The organism is Eleftheria terrae (genome assembly GCF_030419005.1).
Classification (GTDB): Bacteria; Pseudomonadota; Gammaproteobacteria; order Burkholderiales; family Burkholderiaceae_C; genus Caldimonas; species Caldimonas terrae.
This window is the reverse complement of record NZ_CP106951.1, coordinates 383,695-399,342: the sequence shown is the minus strand read 5'-3', so window position 1 is coordinate 399,342 and position 15,648 is coordinate 383,695. Positions and strand designations below refer to the sequence as shown.

Annotated in this window: 15 protein-coding genes; 2 read left to right on the top strand and 13 right to left on the bottom strand. The window is 70.2% G+C overall.

The features are described 5' to 3' along the window. Window positions 1–6: 6 nt before the first annotated feature. From N7L95_RS02150 to guaB, 5 genes are all read right to left on the bottom strand, one after another. Window positions 7–894 (bottom strand): LD-carboxypeptidase, encoded by an 888-nt coding sequence (locus tag N7L95_RS02150; RefSeq protein ID WP_301260044.1) that lies wholly within the window; start codon window positions 892–894, stop codon window positions 7–9. A gap of 83 nt (window positions 895–977) precedes the next feature. Next, complete coding sequence (gene tadA, locus N7L95_RS02145; protein ID WP_301258165.1) at window positions 978–1,589, bottom strand: tRNA adenosine(34) deaminase TadA; 612 nt, start codon at window positions 1,587–1,589, stop codon at window positions 978–980. 10 nt (window positions 1,590–1,599) lie between these two features. Then, entirely contained in the window at window positions 1,600–1,824 is a 225-nt protein-coding gene (locus tag N7L95_RS02140) for a hypothetical protein (protein WP_301258164.1), read from the bottom strand. Window positions 1,825–1,984: 160 nt separating this feature from the next. Further along, window positions 1,985–3,568, bottom strand: coding sequence for a glutamine-hydrolyzing GMP synthase (guaA, locus tag N7L95_RS02135; RefSeq protein WP_301258163.1), 1,584 nt, complete (start codon window positions 3,566–3,568; stop codon window positions 1,985–1,987). A 77-nt stretch (window positions 3,569–3,645) separates the two neighbouring features. Next, on the bottom strand, window positions 3,646–5,118 hold the full coding sequence (gene guaB, locus N7L95_RS02130; protein ID WP_301258162.1) for an IMP dehydrogenase: 1,473 nt from the start codon (window positions 5,116–5,118) through the stop codon (window positions 3,646–3,648). Between the two features lie 167 nt (window positions 5,119–5,285). Here guaB and N7L95_RS02125 point away from each other — a divergent pair, with 167 nt between their 5' ends. Continuing rightward, window positions 5,286–5,807 carry a DUF4124 domain-containing protein gene (locus N7L95_RS02125; RefSeq protein WP_301258161.1) on the top strand — a complete coding sequence of 174 codons (522 nt, stop codon included), beginning with the start codon at window positions 5,286–5,288 and terminating at the stop codon, window positions 5,805–5,807. A gap of 103 nt (window positions 5,808–5,910) precedes the next feature. Here the strand turns inward: N7L95_RS02125 and N7L95_RS02120 are convergent, their stop codons facing one another. Then, a complete protein-coding gene (locus N7L95_RS02120) occupies window positions 5,911–6,183 on the bottom strand; it encodes an RnfH family protein (RefSeq protein WP_301258160.1) in 273 nt (90 codons plus the stop codon). 25 nt (window positions 6,184–6,208) lie between these two features. Continuing rightward, window positions 6,209–6,661, bottom strand: coding sequence for a type II toxin-antitoxin system RatA family toxin (locus N7L95_RS02115; RefSeq protein ID WP_301258159.1), 453 nt, complete (start codon window positions 6,659–6,661; stop codon window positions 6,209–6,211). A 57-nt stretch (window positions 6,662–6,718) separates the two neighbouring features. Here N7L95_RS02115 and smpB point away from each other — a divergent pair, with 57 nt between their 5' ends. After that, entirely contained in the window at window positions 6,719–7,186 is a 468-nt protein-coding gene (smpB, locus tag N7L95_RS02110) for an SsrA-binding protein SmpB (protein WP_301258158.1), read from the top strand. A gap of 94 nt (window positions 7,187–7,280) precedes the next feature. Here the strand turns inward: smpB and N7L95_RS02105 are convergent, their stop codons facing one another. The 6 genes from N7L95_RS02105 to N7L95_RS02080 form a co-directional block, all read right to left on the bottom strand. Continuing rightward, entirely contained in the window at window positions 7,281–8,495 is a 1,215-nt protein-coding gene (locus N7L95_RS02105; RefSeq protein WP_301258157.1) for a cystathionine beta-lyase, read from the bottom strand. A 5-nt stretch (window positions 8,496–8,500) separates the two neighbouring features. Next, complete coding sequence (gene rimO / locus N7L95_RS02100) at window positions 8,501–9,901, bottom strand: 30S ribosomal protein S12 methylthiotransferase RimO (protein WP_301258156.1); 1,401 nt, start codon at window positions 9,899–9,901, stop codon at window positions 8,501–8,503. Window positions 9,902–9,946: 45 nt separating this feature from the next. Further along, window positions 9,947–10,528: a polyhydroxyalkanoate synthesis repressor PhaR gene (gene phaR, locus N7L95_RS02095; protein WP_301258155.1), complete on the bottom strand. Its 582-nt coding sequence runs from the start codon at window positions 10,526–10,528 to the stop codon at window positions 9,947–9,949. A gap of 269 nt (window positions 10,529–10,797) precedes the next feature. After that, a complete protein-coding gene (locus N7L95_RS02090; RefSeq protein WP_301258154.1) occupies window positions 10,798–12,108 on the bottom strand; it encodes a calcium-binding protein in 1,311 nt (436 codons plus the stop codon). Window positions 12,109–12,307: 199 nt separating this feature from the next. Continuing rightward, window positions 12,308–13,696, bottom strand: coding sequence for an HlyD family type I secretion periplasmic adaptor subunit (locus N7L95_RS02085; RefSeq protein ID WP_301257170.1), 1,389 nt, complete (start codon window positions 13,694–13,696; stop codon window positions 12,308–12,310). Then, window positions 13,693–15,399, bottom strand: a complete 1,707-nt coding sequence (locus tag N7L95_RS02080) for a type I secretion system permease/ATPase (protein WP_301258153.1) — start codon at window positions 15,397–15,399, stop codon at window positions 13,693–13,695. Before N7L95_RS02080 ends, N7L95_RS02085 begins: the two co-directional genes overlap by 4 nt. Window positions 15,400–15,648 lie beyond the last annotated feature (249 nt).

The following is a 15,648-nucleotide window of genomic DNA, read 5'->3' as shown; positions in this document are numbered from 1 at the left end:
ACTTCCCTACCAGGCCATGAAGACCTCGCGCCCCTGCACCACCAGCTGCACCTTGGCGCCCACCGGCAAGGTGACCTTGGTCGGTACATGGCCGAAGGGCAGCCCGGTCAGGATGGGCGTGCGGGTCAGGCTGCGCAGGTGCGTGACGACGCTCTTCAGCGTGTAGCCGCGGTCCAGCGGCGAGGGTTTGTAGTCGGTGAAGTGCCCCAGCACGATGGCCTTCTGTGCATCCAGCACCCCGGCCTGGTGCAACTGCAACAGGGTGCGCTCGATCCGGTACGGGTGCTCGTTGACGTCTTCCAGGAACAGGATGCCGCCCTTGATGCGGGGCCAGTGCGGCGTGCCGAGCAAGGAGCCCACCATGCAGAGGTTGCCGCCCCACAGCGTGCCACGCGTGTCCAGGCCGTCGAAGCCGGCCTCGGTGCGGAAGCCCACCGCCTCCAGCTCGCCGCGCATGGCTTCCAGGAAGCAGGCCTCGGTCACCTCGTCCACCGCCTCGCCGCCGAAGTCGTAGCCGGCGAGCGGGCCGGCATGGGTGACGGCGCCCTTGTGACGGGCCAGCAGCGCCAGCTGCAGCGCGGTGAAGTCGCTGTGCCCGACCCAGCGCGTGCCGGACTCGATGCTCTGCGCCAGCAACGCGTAATCGATGCGGTCGAGCAGCCGCGTCAGGCCATAGCCGCCGCGCGCCGCCAGCGCGATCGACACGCCGCTGCGTGCCACTCGGTGGATGGCCTCCAGCCGGGTGTCGTCATCGCCCGCGAAGCGCTGTTGCCGGGCGGTGGCCGAGGCGTCCAGCGACGCCTCGACGCCCTGCGCCCGCAGCCGCTTGACCGCCAGCTTCAGCGCGGCCGGCTGGGCCACCACGCCCGAGGGGGCGAAGATGGTCAGCGTCATCGGCCCCTCGTGATGGTGGTGGTGGCAGTGTTCGTCGTCGCAATGGTGGTGCGCGGCGTCGTGTGCGGCGGCGGCAGGGGCGGTCAAAACTTGTTCTCCGGGTCGGGCAGTTCGCTGGCGTCGCCGGTCGGAATGGGCTCGGCCGGCGGCGTCAGGTCGTCAAAGGTGGGCGGCGTCAGCACCATGCTGCGGCGGCTGCGGTGCAAGGCCCGGCGCTCGGCAAAGAAGTCGCGCAGCAGCTGGCCGCAGGCCTCGGCCAGCACGCCGCCCTGCACCACCGTGTGGTGGTTGAGCTGGCGCTGGCCGAACAGGTCCACCACCGAGCCGGCGGCGCCGGTCTTGGGATCGGCCGCGCCGAACACCACCCGCTTGAAGCGCGCATGCATCAGCGCCATGGCGCACATCGCGCAGGGCTCCAGCGTCACGTAGAGCTCGCATTCGGGCAGCCGGTAGTTGCCCAGCAGCTGGGCCGCATGGCGCAGCGCCACGATCTCGGCATGGGCGGTCGGGTCGTGCTCGGTGATCGGGCGGTTGTAGCCGGTGGCCACCACCTTGCCGCCGCTCATGATGACCGCGCCCACCGGCACCTCGCCCACCAGCCAGGCGTTCTGCGCCTGGTCCAGCGCCAGGCGCATCGCGTACTCGTCGGTGGGGGTGATGTCGGCGGCGGAGGCAGGCGGAAGGGTGGCGCTCATGGCAAGGGGCTCACTCGTCTTCGCTGCGGCGCGGCGCCTGCAGCACCGCCTGGTCGAGCTGTTGCTGGAATTGCTGCAGCTGCTGGCCCAGCGGCTCGCTGGCCGGCATGCCGGGCCGGTCGGACGCGACCGTCGGCACGCTGTCGAGCTGGGCGGCGGCAAGTTGCTTGCGCGCCAGCAGGCCGGACAGCGCCAGCACGATCAGCAAGGCCACAAAGGTGAACAGGGGACGCATCGCGGCAATCGATCTTCAGGAGGTGGGTCGGAGGACAGGGCCGGCGCCCGCGGAATCACGCCTCACGGCAGGCCCGCGGCACCGGGGCAGCGCCACCGCCCGGCCCCGCCAGCCCGCCGCAGCAGCGGGCACGACGGGTGGCAGGCGGTGGCAGCCGCCCTCATTCCCACTCGATGGTGGCAGGCGGCTTGGACGACACGTCGTAGGTGACGCGGTTGATGCCGCGCACCTCGTTGATGATGCGGCCCGACACCCGCTTCAGCAGGCTGTAGGGCAGCTCCGCCCAGTCGGCCGTCATGAAGTCGCTGGTCTGCACCGCGCGCAGCGCCACCACGTAGTCGTAGGTGCGGCCATCGCCCATCACGCCGACGCTCTTGACCGGCAGGAAGACCGCAAAGGCCTGGCTGGTCAACTCGTACCAGCTCTTGCCGCTCGGGCCGTCCAACGTGTTGCGCAGTTCCTCGATGAAGATGGCATCGGCGCGGCGCAGCAAGTCGGCGTACTCGCGCTTGACCTCGCCCAGGATGCGCACGCCCAGGCCCGGGCCCGGGAAGGGATGCCGGTAGACCATCTCGTGCGGCAGGCCGAGCGCCACGCCCAGCTCGCGCACCTCGTCCTTGAAGAGCTCGCGCAGCGGCTCCAGCAGCTTCAGCCCCAGCGTCTCGGGCAGGCCGCCGACGTTGTGGTGGCTCTTGATGGTGGTGGCCTTCTTGGTCTTGCCGCCGGCCGACTCGATCACGTCCGGGTAGATGGTGCCCTGGGCCAGCCACTTGGCGTTGGTCAGCTTCTTGGCTTCGGCCTGGAAGACCTCGACGAACTCCCGGCCGATGATCTTGCGCTTGGCCTCGGGGTCGGTCACGCCAGCCAGGTGGCCCATGAACTGGGCGCTGGCGTCCACATGCACCACCTTGACGCCCAGGTTGCGGCCGAACATGTCCATCACCATCTGGCCTTCGTTCAGGCGCAGCAGGCCGTGGTCGACGAAGACGCAGGTCAGCTGGTCGCCGATGGCGCGGTGGATCAGCGCCGCCGCGACGCTCGAATCGACGCCACCCGACAGGCCCAGGATGACCTCCTCGTCGCCCACCTGCTCCCGGATGCGGGCGACCGCCTCGGTGATGTAGTCGCCCATCACCCAGTCCGGCCGCGCGCCGCAGATCTGCAGCACGAAGCGGTTGAGCATGTCGCGGCCCTTGACCGTGTGCGTCACCTCCGGATGGAACTGCACCGCGTAGTAGCGGCGCGCCTCGTCGGCCATGCCGGCGATGGGGCAGGACGGCGTCGAGGCCATCACCTTGAAGCCCGGCGGCAGGCCGGTGACCTTGTCGCCGTGGCTCATCCAGACCTTCAGCATGCCGTGGCCCTCGGCGGTGGAGAAGTCCTCGATCGCCTCCAGCAGCTTGGTGTGGCCATGGGCCCGCACCTCGGCGTAGCCGAACTCGCGGTGGTCGCTCCATTCGACCTTGCCGCCCAGCTGCTCTGCCATGGTCTGCATGCCGTAGCAGATGCCGAGCACCGGCACGCCGAGGTCGAACACCGCCTGCGGCGCCCGCAGGTCGTGCGACTCGTAGGTGCTGGCATGGCTGCCCGACAGGATCACGCCCTTGGGCTGGAACTCGCGGACGAACTCGTCGCTGACGTCGTTGGGATGGATCTCGCAGTAGACATGCGCCTCACGCACGCGCCGCGCGATGAGCTGCGTGACCTGGGAGCCGAAATCGAGGATGAGGATCTTGTCGTGCACGGTCGGGCCTGTTCAAAAAACGGAAAAGGCAGCACCGGGTGCTGCCTGGGTCGGAGGGCTGTCTTGCTCCAGGTCGCTCACTCGACCCGGTAGTTCGGCGCTTCCTTGGTGATCTGCACGTCGTGGACGTGGCTCTCGCGGATGCCGGCCGCGGTGATCTCGACGAATTCCGCCCGGTTGCGCATGTCTTCGATGCTGCCGCAGCCGCAGTAGCCCATCGAGGCGCGCAGGCCGCCGGCCATCTGGTACAGGATGGCGACCACCGAGCCCTTGTAGGGCACGCGGCCCTCGATGCCCTCGGGCACGAACTTGTCGGCGTTGGGGTTCACCGCCTCGTCGTTCTCCTGGAAATAGCGGTCGGCCGAGCCGGCCTTCATCGCGCCGATGGAGCCCATGCCGCGGTAGCTCTTGTAGCTGCGCCCCTGGTAGAGGATGACCTCGCCCGGCGCCTCTTCGGTGCCGGCGAACATGCCGCCCATCATCACGGTGCTGGCACCGGCGGCGATGGCCTTGGCGATGTCGCCCGAGTAGCGGATGCCGCCGTCCGCAATGAGCGGCACGCCCGAGCCCTGCAGCGCGGTGGCGACGTTGTCGATCGCGGTGACCTGCGGCACGCCCACGCCGGCAACGATGCGGGTGGTGCAGATGGAGCCCGGGCCGATGCCGACCTTGACCGCGTCGGCGCCGGCTTCCACCAGCGCCAGCGCGGCGCTGCCGGTGGCGATGTTGCCGCCGATCACGTCCACCTCGGGGAAGTTCTGCTTGACCCAGCGCACCCGGTCCAGCACGCCCTTGCTGTGGCCGTGCGCGGTGTCGACCACCAGCGCATCGACGCCGGCCTTCACCAGCAGCTCGACCCGCTCCTCGGTGCCCTCGCCCACGCCGACCGCCGCGCCCACACGCAGCTTGCCGTGCGAGTCGCGTGCGGCATTGGGGAAGGTGGTCTGCTTGGTGATGTCCTTGACCGTCATCAACCCGCGCAGCTCGAAGGCCGGGTTGACCACCAGCACCCGCTCCAGCTTGTGCTTGTGCATCAGGGCCTTGCCTTCGGCCAGCGAGGCCGATTCGCTCACCGTGACGAGGCGCTCGCGCGGCGTCATGATCTCGCGCACCGGCACGTCCAGGCGGGTCTCGAAGCGCAGGTCGCGGCCGGTCACGATGCCCACCACCGTCTTGCCTTCCAGCACCGGGAAGCCTGACACGCCATGCTGGCGCGACAGCTCCATCACCTGGCGCACCGTCAGGTCCGGCGTGATGGTGATGGGGTCGCGCAGCACGCCGGATTCGTAGCGCTTGACCTTCGCCACTTCGGCCGCCTGCTGCTTGGGCGTCAGGTTCTTGTGGATGATGCCGATGCCGCCTTCCTGCGCGATGGCGATGGCCAGGCGCGCCTCGGTCACCGTGTCCATCGCCGCGGAGACGACAGGCAGGTTCAGCGTGATGTTGCGGGAAAGACGGGTCGTGAGGGACGTGTCGCGGGGCAACACTTGGGAGAAAGCCGGCACCAACAGAACGTCGTCGAAGGTGAGCGCTTTACCGAGCAGGCGCATGAGAAAGCTCCAGACGCAAAAGCGAATTATACGGACGTCGGCGGAAAGCGTGCCAGGTTGTCACCGCAAGTAGCTTCTTGCGGCATCGTGCGATTGGTCACGGACAAGGCAGCCGTTGGCGCGCCCGGCACTTGGTCGGCACTGCACCGGCCGCTAAACTGCGCCGCATGAAAAATGTCTCGCTTCGTTTGGTGACCGCGGCCCTGGGTGTATGCATCGGCCTTGGCGCCGCCCTGCCCGCTGCCGCCCAATGGAAGTGGCGGGACGCCACGGGCAAGGTGCAGTACAGCGACCGTCCGCCGCCGGCCACGGTGGCCGACAAGGACATCCTGCAACGCCCGCGCGGCGCCGCGGTGGCGCCGCCCCCGCTGCCGGCCTCCGCCGCCACGTCGGCCGCCGATGCGGCGCTGCCGGCCGGCTCCGCCCCGAGTGGCGTCGACAAGGAACTGGAAGAGCGCCGCAAGAAGGCCGCCCAGGAGCAGGAAGCCAAGCTCAAGGCCGAGGAAGAACGCGTGGCCAAGGCGCGCGCCGAGAACTGCGCGCGGGCCAGGAGCTACCAGCAGAGCCTGGACAACGGCATGCGCATCGCCCGCACCAACGAAAAGGGCGAGCGCGAGATCCTCGACGATGCGGCGCGCTCCAAGGAAGCGGCACGGGTCAAGCAGGTCATCGCCAGCGACTGCAAGTGACCCGGGCTGCCGGGGCACCGTGCCCCGGCGTACCGCCCGGCAGCAGGCCGTCTTGCCGCCTGGCTGCCCGCCCCGCCAACCGCATCTCTTCCAACCTGCCCGGTCAACCCGCCTTGCGCTGGCCGCGATAGCGCAGCCGCCGCGCCTCCTTCGGGTCGACCTTGAGGGCGCGATAGATCTCGATGCGGTCGCGGTCGCGCACCGGATCGCTCAGGCTGCGCAAGCGGCCCCAGATGCCGACGCGCTGCGTGGCCAGATCGATCTCGGGATGCCGCGCCAGCATGCCGCTGGCGCGCAGGACATGCAGTACCGTCGAACCCGGTGCGACCTCCACCGCCACCACCTCGGCTTGGCCGGGGCCGGCGGCCCATGCCACCTCGACACGGCAGGGGGCAGCGCCCTCAGCGCACGCCATAGACCTGCTCGGCACGCCGCACGAAGGAGTCCACCAGCGTGTTGGCGATGCGGTCGAACACCGGGCTGACCAGCGCCGACAGCGCGCCGCTGGAGAAGGCGTAGCGCAGGTCCAGCTCGACCTTGCAGGCCGGCGGGCCCGATGTGCCGCTGCCCAGGGTGTTGAAGCGCCAGTTGCCTTCCAGCAGCGAGAACGGGCCGTCGACCAGCTTCACCACCACCAGCTCGCCGGGCACATGGGTGTTCTCGGTGGTGAAGGCGTGGCGCATGCCGGCGTAGGCGAGTGTCAGGCGGGCCGTCATGCCCTGCGGCGTCTGGGCCAGGACCTCGGCCTTCTCGCACCAGGGCAGGAACTGCGGGTAGTCGGTGACGCGGGTGACCAGGTCGTAGATCTCCTGCGCCGAATACCAGAGCAGGACGGACTTCTTGACGTGCTTCATAGAATGCAGGGATTGTAGGGCGGGCGCCCCTGCCGCCATTCACCCGATAATCGAACGATGACCATCGCAGAAAACAGGAAAGCCCGCTTCGACTATCACATCGAGGAACGCCACGAGACCGGCGTGGTGCTCGAAGGCTGGGAGGTCAAGGCCATCCGCAGCGGGCAGGTGCAGCTGACCGACGGCTATGTCGTCATCCGCGACGGCGAGCTGTACCTGATTGGCTGCCGCATCAATGCACTGCGTTCGGCCTCCACCCATGTGCGCCCCGAGGCCGACCGCACGAAGAAGCTGCTGATGCACAAGGACGAGATCCGCCGGCTGATCGGCAAGGTCGAGCAAAAGGGCTACACCCTGGTGCCGCTGGACCTGCACTACAAGGCCGGCCGCGTGAAGGCCGAGATCGCCCTGGCCAAGGGCAAGGCCCAGCACGACAAGCGCGAGACCGAGAAGAAGCGCGACTGGGAGCGCGAGAAGGGCCGCCTGATGCGGCACAAGGTGTCGTCGAACCCGAACAAGGAGTGAGCCGGTCGGCGACCGCCGACGCTCTACGCCGCGAGGCCGTCCGCGCCGCTGTGCACTCCCCGCATTCCCTGCTGCCCCGCCAGGGGCGGCCCCCTCACCCGGCCAGCTGGCCGAGCGCTTGCGTGAGGTCGTCGATCAGGTCGGCCGGCCGTTCCAGGCCGATCGAGAAGCGCACCAGGCCGCCCGCATGCGCCCAGCGGCCGGCGCTGCGCATGCTCGGTACGTCGTAGGGCACCACCAGGCTCACCGGGCCACCCCAGGAATAGCCGATCTTGAACAGGCGCAGCGCGTCGACGAAGGCATCCACTTGCGCTGCCGGATAGCGCGCGTCGAGCACCACCGAGAACAACCCCGCCGCCCCCCGGCAGGTGCGCGCCCAATGCTCATGGCCGGGCGAGCCGGCGAAGGCCGGATGCAGCAGCTGCACCACCTCCGGCCGCGACTGCAGGAAAGCCGCCACCTCGCGCGCCGCGCGGTCATGCGCCTCGTAGCGCAAAGCCACGCTCGGCAGGCTGCGCAACACCGCCTCGACGTCGTTGGCACCGACGCCCAGGCCCAGGCGCATGTGCGCGAGCTGCAGCCGCTGGTGCACCGCCTCGTCGCGGGTGGTGGCCGAGCCCATCAGCACGTCGCCGCCGCCCGAAGGGTACTTGGTCAGCGCCTGCACCGACACGTCCACGCCCTGCCCGCCCGGCAATGCGAACGGATTGAAGGCGAGGCCGGCGCCCCAGGTGTTGTCGAGCGCGCATAGCACGCCGCGCTGCCGGGCGGCCGCCACCAATGCCGACAGGTCGGGAAACTCCATCGTCACCGAGCCGGGCGCTTCCAGCCACAGCAGCCGGGTGTGCTCACCGATCAGGCCCGCCAGCGCCTCGCCCGACAGCATCGGGTCGTAGAAGCGGTGGCGGATGCCCCAACCGGCCAGCTCGTGGCGGGCCAGCTCCTTGGCCGGCCCGTAGCCGTTGTCGGGGATCAGCACCTCGTCGCCCTGCTTGAGCAGTGCCACGTTCACCAGCAGCAAGGCGGCCAGGCCGCTGGGCGCGAGCAGCGTGTGCCGGCCACCCTCCAGCGTGGCGATGCGCTCCTCCAGCATGAAGCTGGTCGGCGTGCCGTGCAGCCCATAGGTGTAGCCCGACTTGTCGCGCCAGGTGCGCGAGCGCATCGCCGCGACGTTCGGGAAGACCACCGTCGAGGCCTTGTGCACCGCGGGCACCACCGCCTGGAAGCCAGGCGGCGGCACATAGGGATGGTGGATCAGTTCGGTGCTGGTCGGCACGGTGGCGGGCTCGGGGCGGGGCGTGTCGCTCATGGTCCTCAGATGGGCTGGGCGATCAGGTCGTGGCCTTCGGCCGCCACGATGCGGGCGCGCGTGAACTCGCCCACCTTGAGCGTCTTGGACGCCTTCTCGGGCGGCAGCAGCCGCACGGTGCCGTCGATCTCCGGTGCATCGGCATAGCTGCGGCCCAGGCCGCCCTTGCGCCCCAGCGCCGGCGCGGAATCGACCAGCACCTGCATGGTGGCGCCGACCCGGCGCTGCAGCTTGGCGGCTGATACTTCCTCGGCCACCGCCATGAAGCGGGCGCGCCGCTCGTTGCGCACCTCGTCAGGCAGGGCGCCGGGGATCTCGTTGGCGCTGGCGCCTTCCACCGGGGAGTAGGCGAAGCAGCCGGCGCGGTCGATCTGCGCCTCGCGCATGAAGTCGAGCAGGTACTGGAACTCGGCCTCCGTCTCGCCGGGGAAGCCGGCGATGAAGGTGCTGCGGATCACGATCTCGGGGCAGATCTCGCGCCAGCGCTGGATGCGCTCCAGGTTCCTCTCGCCGTTGGCCGGCCGCTTCATGCGCTTGAGCACGTCCGGGTGAGCATGCTGGAAGGGCACATCCAGGTAGGGCAGCACCTTGCCCTCGGCCATCAGCGGCAGGATCTCGTCCACGTGGGGATAGGGATAGACATAGTGCAGCCGCACCCAGGCGCCGTAGCGCTCGCCCAGCTCGCCCAGCGCCTGCACCATGTCCAGCAGACGGGTCTTGACCGGCTTGCCATCCCAGAAACCCGTGCGGTATTTCACGTCGACGCCGTAGGCACTGGTGTCCTGGCTGATCACCAGCAGCTCCTTCACGCCGGATTCGAACAGCCGCTGCGCCTCGCCCAGCACGTCGCCGATGGGGCGCGACACCAGGTCGCCGCGCATGCTGGGGATGATGCAGAAGGAGCAGCGGTGGTTGCAGCCCTCGCTGATCTTCAGGTAGGCGTAGTGCTTGGGCGTGAGCTTGACGCCAGCGGCCGGCACCAGGTCCACGAAAGGGTCGTGCGGCTTGGGCACGTGCAGGTGCACGGCGTCCATCACCTCGTCGGTGGCATGCGGGCCGGTCACGGCCAGCACCTTCGGGTGCACCTGGCGCACCAGGTTGCCGCCGCCCTCGCCCGCCTTGGCGCCCAGGCAGCCGGTGACGATCACCTTGCCGTTGTCGGCCAGGGCCTCGCCGATGGTGTCCAGGCTTTCCTTGACGGCGTCATCGATGAAGCCGCAGGTGTTGACGATCACCAGGTCGGCGCCCTGGAAGGTCTTGGAGGTCTCGTAGCCTTCGGCCCGCAGCTGCGTGAGGATCAGTTCGGAGTCGGTCAGCGCCTTGGGGCAACCCAGGCTGACGAAGCCGATCTTGGGGGCCGCTGCTGCCGTGGGGGACAGGCCGGCCGGTGCTGTATCTTGTGTCATGCCCCGGATTTTCGCCGATCCGGGGCGGCCGCGGGTGCCGCGCGCTCAGCGCTTCTGTGGAGGAAAGCCCGGGAAACCCGGCATCAGCGACTCCGCCTGCTTCTGCATCTGCTCCTGCATCTGCACGAACATGTTCTTCGACTGCTCGAGGTAGTTGGTCATCAGCCCCTGCATCATCGGCGCCTGCACGTTCATGAACTGGGTCCACATCTCGGGATTGAAGCCCTTGGTGTCGTACATGCCGGCCGACTGCTCGGCGAAGCGGCCCTGCATGTCGATGAAGGCCTGGATGTTCTTCTCCAGGTAGGCGCCCATCAGCCCCTGCATGGTGTGCCCGTAGAAGCGGATGATGTGGGCCAGCATGCCGGTGGAGAACATCGGCATGCCGCCGGTTTCCTCCTCCAGGATGATCTGCAGCAGGATGCTGCGGGTCAGGTCTTCGTTCGTCTTGGCATCGCGGACCACGAAGTCCTCGCCGCCGAGCACCATCTGCTTGACGTCGGCCAGCGTGATGTAGCTGCTGGTCTCGGTGTCGTACAAGCGGCGGTTGGGGTACTTCTTCAAGGTTCGCACCCCGGACGCGGACGTGTCCTGTCCTGCGGCCGCACTGCGTTTGGCTTGAGCCATGCGTGAATCTCCAACGACGTGCAGCATGATGGTGCACAGCACAACGATTCTAGGGGGGCGGCCGAGGTCGCCTGGAGAAGGGTTTCCCCAGGTCAGCGAGGCCCGTGCCGGAGCAACCCGACGGCGTGGCCGGGTGGCACGGGATGGCAGTCAGCAGGAGCGGGCCGCAAGGCGCCGGCACCAGGGTGCGCGGCGCGGCGGCCACGGCTCCGGCGTCGAGCCGGGATGCTGCGCTGCAGCATCTGCCGGCACGGCGCGCGCGGCCGGGATCAGCCGCCGAAGACGAAGTCCGATGCGGTGAGCTGGCCGGCGGCCTCGACCGAGACGCTGCCCAGCAGCAGGCTGTCGCCGCCGGCCTGGGTCGTGGGGTTGTACCAGACCTGCCCGTCCAGGGTGTTCACGTAGATGCCGCTGTACTGCCCGGCCACGCCGCCCGTCATGCCCGCGCCCTTGAAGAACCAGGCGTCGGCCAGGACCTGGCCGGCATTGGCATCCGAGAAGGACAGGCCCAGCAGGCCTTGGTCCTTGGCGCCGTCCAGCCCGATGTCGAGCCCGTTGCCGAGCACGATGGTGTCGTCGGCGTGGCTGAAGTCGGTGATCTTGTCGGCATGCTCCACGCCCACCGCGTCGAAGACGAAGCGGTCCTGGCCGCTGCCGCCGGTCAGTACGTCGCGGCCGGCCTGGCCGGCCAGCAAATCGCGGCCGCTGCCGCCGTCCAGCGTGTCGTTGCCGTACTCGCCGTAGAGCTGGTCGTTGCCGCCCAGGCCAAACAGCTGGTTGCTGCCGTAGCTGCCGGTGATCTGGTTCGCCGAGCCGTTGCCGCGGCCCTCGGTGTCGCCGCTGTAGGCGTCCAGGGTCAGGTTCTCGACGTTGCGGGCCAGCGTGTGGCTGATGCGGCTGTACACGTGGTCGGTGCCGCCAAACAGGCCGCTTTCGACCACCATGTCGGCGGCGTCGTTGACGTAGTAGCGGTCGTCGCCGAAGCCGCCCACCATGATGTCGGCGCCGGCCCCGCCGTCGAGCCGGTCCGCACCGGCGCCGCCGTACAGCAGGTCGTCGCCATAGTCGCCGTAGAGGGTGTCATCGCCGTTGCCACCCAGCAGGCTGTCGCCGCCATCGCCGCCATCGAGGTAGTCGCGGCCGTTGCCACCCTGCAGCAGGTCGTCGCCGAGCCGGCCCCGCAATGTGTCGTCGCCGTCCAGGCCGGACAGCACGTTGTCCAGATCGTTGCCCAGCAGCGTGTTGTCCAGGCTGTTGCCGGTGCCGCTGACGGCCGCGGGCACCCGCTCGGTACCGCCACCCGGCAGGTCGATGACGCGGGTTGGCGCATTGCTCAGCGTGAGGTTCTCGACATCGCTGCCCAGCGTGTAGCTCTTCACCTGCGACACCACCGTGTCGGTGCCCTCCCCGGCCCGCTCGATGACCTGGTCACCGGCGGAATTCACGTAGTAGGTGTCGTCGCCGGTGCCACCGGCCATGCGGTCCTCGCCGAGCGACCAGTTGGCGTTGAGGGTCGAGTCGGTGTCGACGCCGACATCGGTCAGCGACTCGCTCGCTTGGGTGCCATTGATCATGGTCATGTGTATCTCCGAGAGTGGATAAACAAGAAGTACCCGCGGCGCCGGCAGCACCTCCGCCTGCCGCCGCATCGCCGGGAACCGGGGTCTCCCTCTTGCACCGCGCACCGCCAGGCCCAAGACCCGGACGGCATGCGCAGCGCGCAGGATGAAAAGGCAGCTCGCGGCACAGCCGCCACGGCTTGCCGGAGGTCCGCCGCGCTCACGGCTCGCGCAGCGCGCGGCGGGCGAACAGGCCCAGCGGCTGGGCCAGGTACTGCAGCAGGCTGCGCGGCGGGGTGGTGATGAAGACCTCGGCGGGCATGCCGGCCTGCAGGCGCAGCTGGGGATGGCGGGCCAGTTCCTCGGCCGCCACCTCCACCTGGGCGCTGTACCACGACTGCCGGGTCTGCGGGTCCTGCTGCGCGTCGGGCGCCACCGCCAGCACGCGGGCCGCCAGCAGCGGCGTGCTGCGGAAGTCGAAGGCCGACAGCCGCACCTCGGCGGCATCGCCGGCATGCACCTGCTCGATGTCGTGCGGCTCGATGCGCAGCTCCACGATCAGGTGCTCGCGCGCCGGCACGATCTCCAGCAGCGGCTCGCGCGGGCCCACCGCGGTGCCCGGCGCGCTCACCCGCAGCGCCATCACGCTGCCGTCCACCGGCGCGCGCACGGTCTGGCGCTCCACCTGGTCCTGCGTCGGGCGCAGCCGGTCGTCGAGCTCGCGCTGGCGGGCCACCGCCTCCTTCAGCTCGTCGGCGGCGCGCTGCTGGTAGGCGCCGCGCAGCTCGGCGGCCATCTGGCCAAGCCGCCCGAGCTGCCCGCGCGCCTCGGCCAGGTCGCTGCGAGCGGCCTCGGTGCGGCCTTCCAGGTCGGCCACGTAGCGCTGCATGGCGATCAGCCGGGTCTTCTGGATGAAGCCGCTCTCGGCCAGCGGCAGGTTGATGGCCAGCTCCTCGCGCGCCAACCGGGCGGCCTCGCCAGCGGCCTTGAGCTGGGCCTCCAGTGCGGCGATGCGCGCCCGCGCGTCGCCCTGCTGCGCCTGCAGCGACTGCAGCTGGTGATCCAGCGCCTCGCGCCGCGCAGCAAACAGCTGGCGCTCGCGCGCCAGGGTCTCGGGCGCCGCATCGGCCGGCCAGCTCACCGTGGCGGCCAGCGCGAGCTCGGCGCGGGCCCGCTCGGCACGCACGCGCTCGGCGTCACGCTGCTTGCTGAGGATGTCGAAGGCGGCGTCGCTGCGCAGGTCGCCCACCACCAGCAGCGGCTGGCCCTTGCTGACGCGCTGGCCGGGGCGCACATGCAGCGCCTGCACGATGCCGCCTTCCTGGTGCTGCACGATCTTGCGGCCCAGCTCGGTCTGCACCTGGCCGTTGGCGACCACCGCACCGCTGAGCGGCGCCCAGGCGCACCAGCCGCCCACCAGCAGCCCCACCACCGCCAGCGGCAGCACCACCTTGCGGCGCAGCCGGGCCAGCGCGTGGCGGTGCTCGGCGGCGGGCTGCGCCTCGGCCAGCAGCCGCGCCAGCGTGACGGGGCCGCCGTGGCGCGACGCCACGAGGCCGGCCTCGCTGCCGAAGCTGGAGGGGAAGGCGGAGTTGGCGGCGCCGTTCATGCCTGTGCTCCCGCGGCGCTGCCCGCCTCGGGGCGGCGCAAGGGGTGCACGCTGGGGCTGCTCAGGCGGGCCAGCACCTGCTCGCGCGGGCCGAACAGCTCCAGCTGGCCCTCGCGCAGCACGGCCAGCTTGTCGGCCTGGCGCATCAGCGAGGGCCGGTGCGAGACCAGCACGACGGTGCAGCCGCCCTGCTTGAGCTGCTCGATGGCGCGCGCCAGCGCGTCCTCGCCCTCGCTGTCGAGGTTGGCATTGGGCTCGTCGAGCACCACCAGCTGGGGGCTGCCGTAGACGGCGCGCGCCAGGGCGATGCGCTGGCGCTGCCCGCCCGACAGCGCGCAGCCGGCCTCGCCGAGCTCGGTCTCGTAGGCCTGGGGCAGGCGCAGGATCATCTCGTGCACGCCGGCCAGCTGGGCGGCGGCCACCACCCGCTCGCTGTCCACCGGGCCGAGCTGGGCGATGTTGTGCGCGACGCTGCCGGCAAACAGCTCGACGTCCTGCGGCAGGTAGCCGATGGCGCCCACCAGCTGCTCGCGCGGCCAGTGCGCCAGCTCCACGCCGTCGAGCCGCACGCTGCCGGCCTGCGGGCTGCGCAGCCCCAGCATCAGCCGCAGCAGGGTGGTCTTGCCGGCAGCGCTCGGGCCGATCAGCCCCAGGCACTCGCCGGCAGCCAGCGCAAAGCTCACGCGCTTGATGAGCGGCGGGCGCTGCGGGTCGACGCCGTAGCTGACCTGCTCCAGGCTGAGCCCGCCGCGCGCCGGCGGCAGCCGCAGCGCATCGGGCTGCGGCAGCTCCAGGCTCTGCTGCTGCAGCCGCGCCCAGGCGGCCCGCACCTCGATGAGCGACTTCCAGCCGGCAATGAGGTGCTCCACCGGCTGCAGGGCGCGCGCCACCAGCACGGTGGCGGCGATCATGATGCCGGGCGAGGCATGCCCGGCGATGACGAGCCAGGCGCCCAGGCCCAGCATGCCCACCTGCACCGCCTGGCGCAGCAGCCGCCCGCAGGCCGACAACGCCGCACTGGCCTCACCCAGCCGCTCCTGCGCAAGCAGCGCCTCGCGGTGGCGGGCGCTCCAGGCGGCCACGGCGCGCTGCAGCATGCCCATGCCCACCAGCACCTCGGCATTGCGGTGCAGCGCCTCGATGTGCAGCGCGGCGCTGCGCCCGCGCAGCAGCACCTGCTCGGTCTCGCTGCGGGTGTGGCGCTCGGTGTACAGGCCCAGGCCGAACAGCAGCAGCGCCGCGCCCAGCGCGGCCCAGCCGAGCGCCGGGTGCAGCGCGAAGATCAGCAGCAGGTAGAGGGGCAGCCACGGGGCGTCGAACAGCGCCTGCACCGCGGGGCTGCCCAGGAAGCCGCGCAGCCGGGTGATGTCCTGCAGCGCCGAGCGGTCGGTGCGGTGGCGGGCGGTGGCGTTCTCCTGCAGCGCCGCCTGCAGGGCGTGCGGGGCCAGCGTCTCGTCCACCAGCCGCCCGGCGCGCGACAGCAGCAGGCTGCGCGCACGGTCCATGCAGTAGCCCAGCCCCAGCGCCAGCGCCGTCAGCACGCTCAGCATGAACAGCGTCTCCAGGCTGCGGCTGCTGAACACCCGGTCGAACACCTGCAGCATGTAGATCGACGGCATCAGCAGCGCCAGGTTCAGCAGCAGCGAGGCCGTTCCAGCCAAGGCGATGAAGGGGCGCAGGCGTGGCGTCCACAGCCAGTTCATTCGTGAGCCTCCCTCATGTTTCTGTGTGTGTGCATCAACTTCGGTGTCGCGAAGCATGGCCGAGCACTGGCTGGGCGAACACCCCCTCACCAAGGGGGGCCGATGCACCACGCTGGTGGCTTCCCGGCACCACGGATGCCCGACGTCCGCATGCCGATCGCACTCTGCGTGCGCTCCAGCCGTGCTATTGCGGCCGGCTTGCCACCGTCCACGCGGTGGGCGCGTCGGGGTAAACCTGTGTGGCGGCGA

What these genes read in the sequence shown, in the direction of transcription:
- N7L95_RS02150 (WP_301260044.1), bottom strand. Translation starts at nt 894, where the DNA reads ATGACGCTGACCATCTTCGCCCCCTCGGGCGTGGTGGCCCAGCCGGCC.
- tadA (WP_301258165.1), bottom strand. Translation starts at nt 1,589, where the DNA reads ATGAGCGCCACCCTTCCGCCTGCCTCCGCCGCCGACATCACCCCCACC.
- N7L95_RS02140 (WP_301258164.1), bottom strand. Translation starts at nt 1,824, where the DNA reads ATGCGTCCCCTGTTCACCTTTGTGGCCTTGCTGATCGTGCTGGCGCTG.
- guaB (WP_301258162.1), bottom strand. Translation starts at nt 5,118, where the DNA reads ATGCGCCTGCTCGGTAAAGCGCTCACCTTCGACGACGTTCTGTTGGTG.
- N7L95_RS02125 (WP_301258161.1), top strand. Translation starts at nt 5,286, where the DNA reads ATGAAAAATGTCTCGCTTCGTTTGGTGACCGCGGCCCTGGGTGTATGC.
- N7L95_RS02115 (WP_301258159.1), bottom strand. Translation starts at nt 6,661, where the DNA reads ATGAAGCACGTCAAGAAGTCCGTCCTGCTCTGGTATTCGGCGCAGGAG.
- smpB (WP_301258158.1), top strand. Translation starts at nt 6,719, where the DNA reads ATGACCATCGCAGAAAACAGGAAAGCCCGCTTCGACTATCACATCGAG.
- N7L95_RS02105 (WP_301258157.1), bottom strand. Translation starts at nt 8,495, where the DNA reads ATGAGCGACACGCCCCGCCCCGAGCCCGCCACCGTGCCGACCAGCACC.
- rimO (WP_301258156.1), bottom strand. Translation starts at nt 9,901, where the DNA reads ATGACACAAGATACAGCACCGGCCGGCCTGTCCCCCACGGCAGCAGCG.
- phaR (WP_301258155.1), bottom strand. Translation starts at nt 10,528, where the DNA reads ATGGCTCAAGCCAAACGCAGTGCGGCCGCAGGACAGGACACGTCCGCG.
- N7L95_RS02090 (WP_301258154.1), bottom strand. Translation starts at nt 12,108, where the DNA reads ATGACCATGATCAATGGCACCCAAGCGAGCGAGTCGCTGACCGATGTC.
- N7L95_RS02085 (WP_301257170.1), bottom strand. Translation starts at nt 13,696, where the DNA reads ATGAACGGCGCCGCCAACTCCGCCTTCCCCTCCAGCTTCGGCAGCGAG.
- N7L95_RS02080 (WP_301258153.1), bottom strand. Translation starts at nt 15,399, where the DNA reads ATGAACTGGCTGTGGACGCCACGCCTGCGCCCCTTCATCGCCTTGGCT.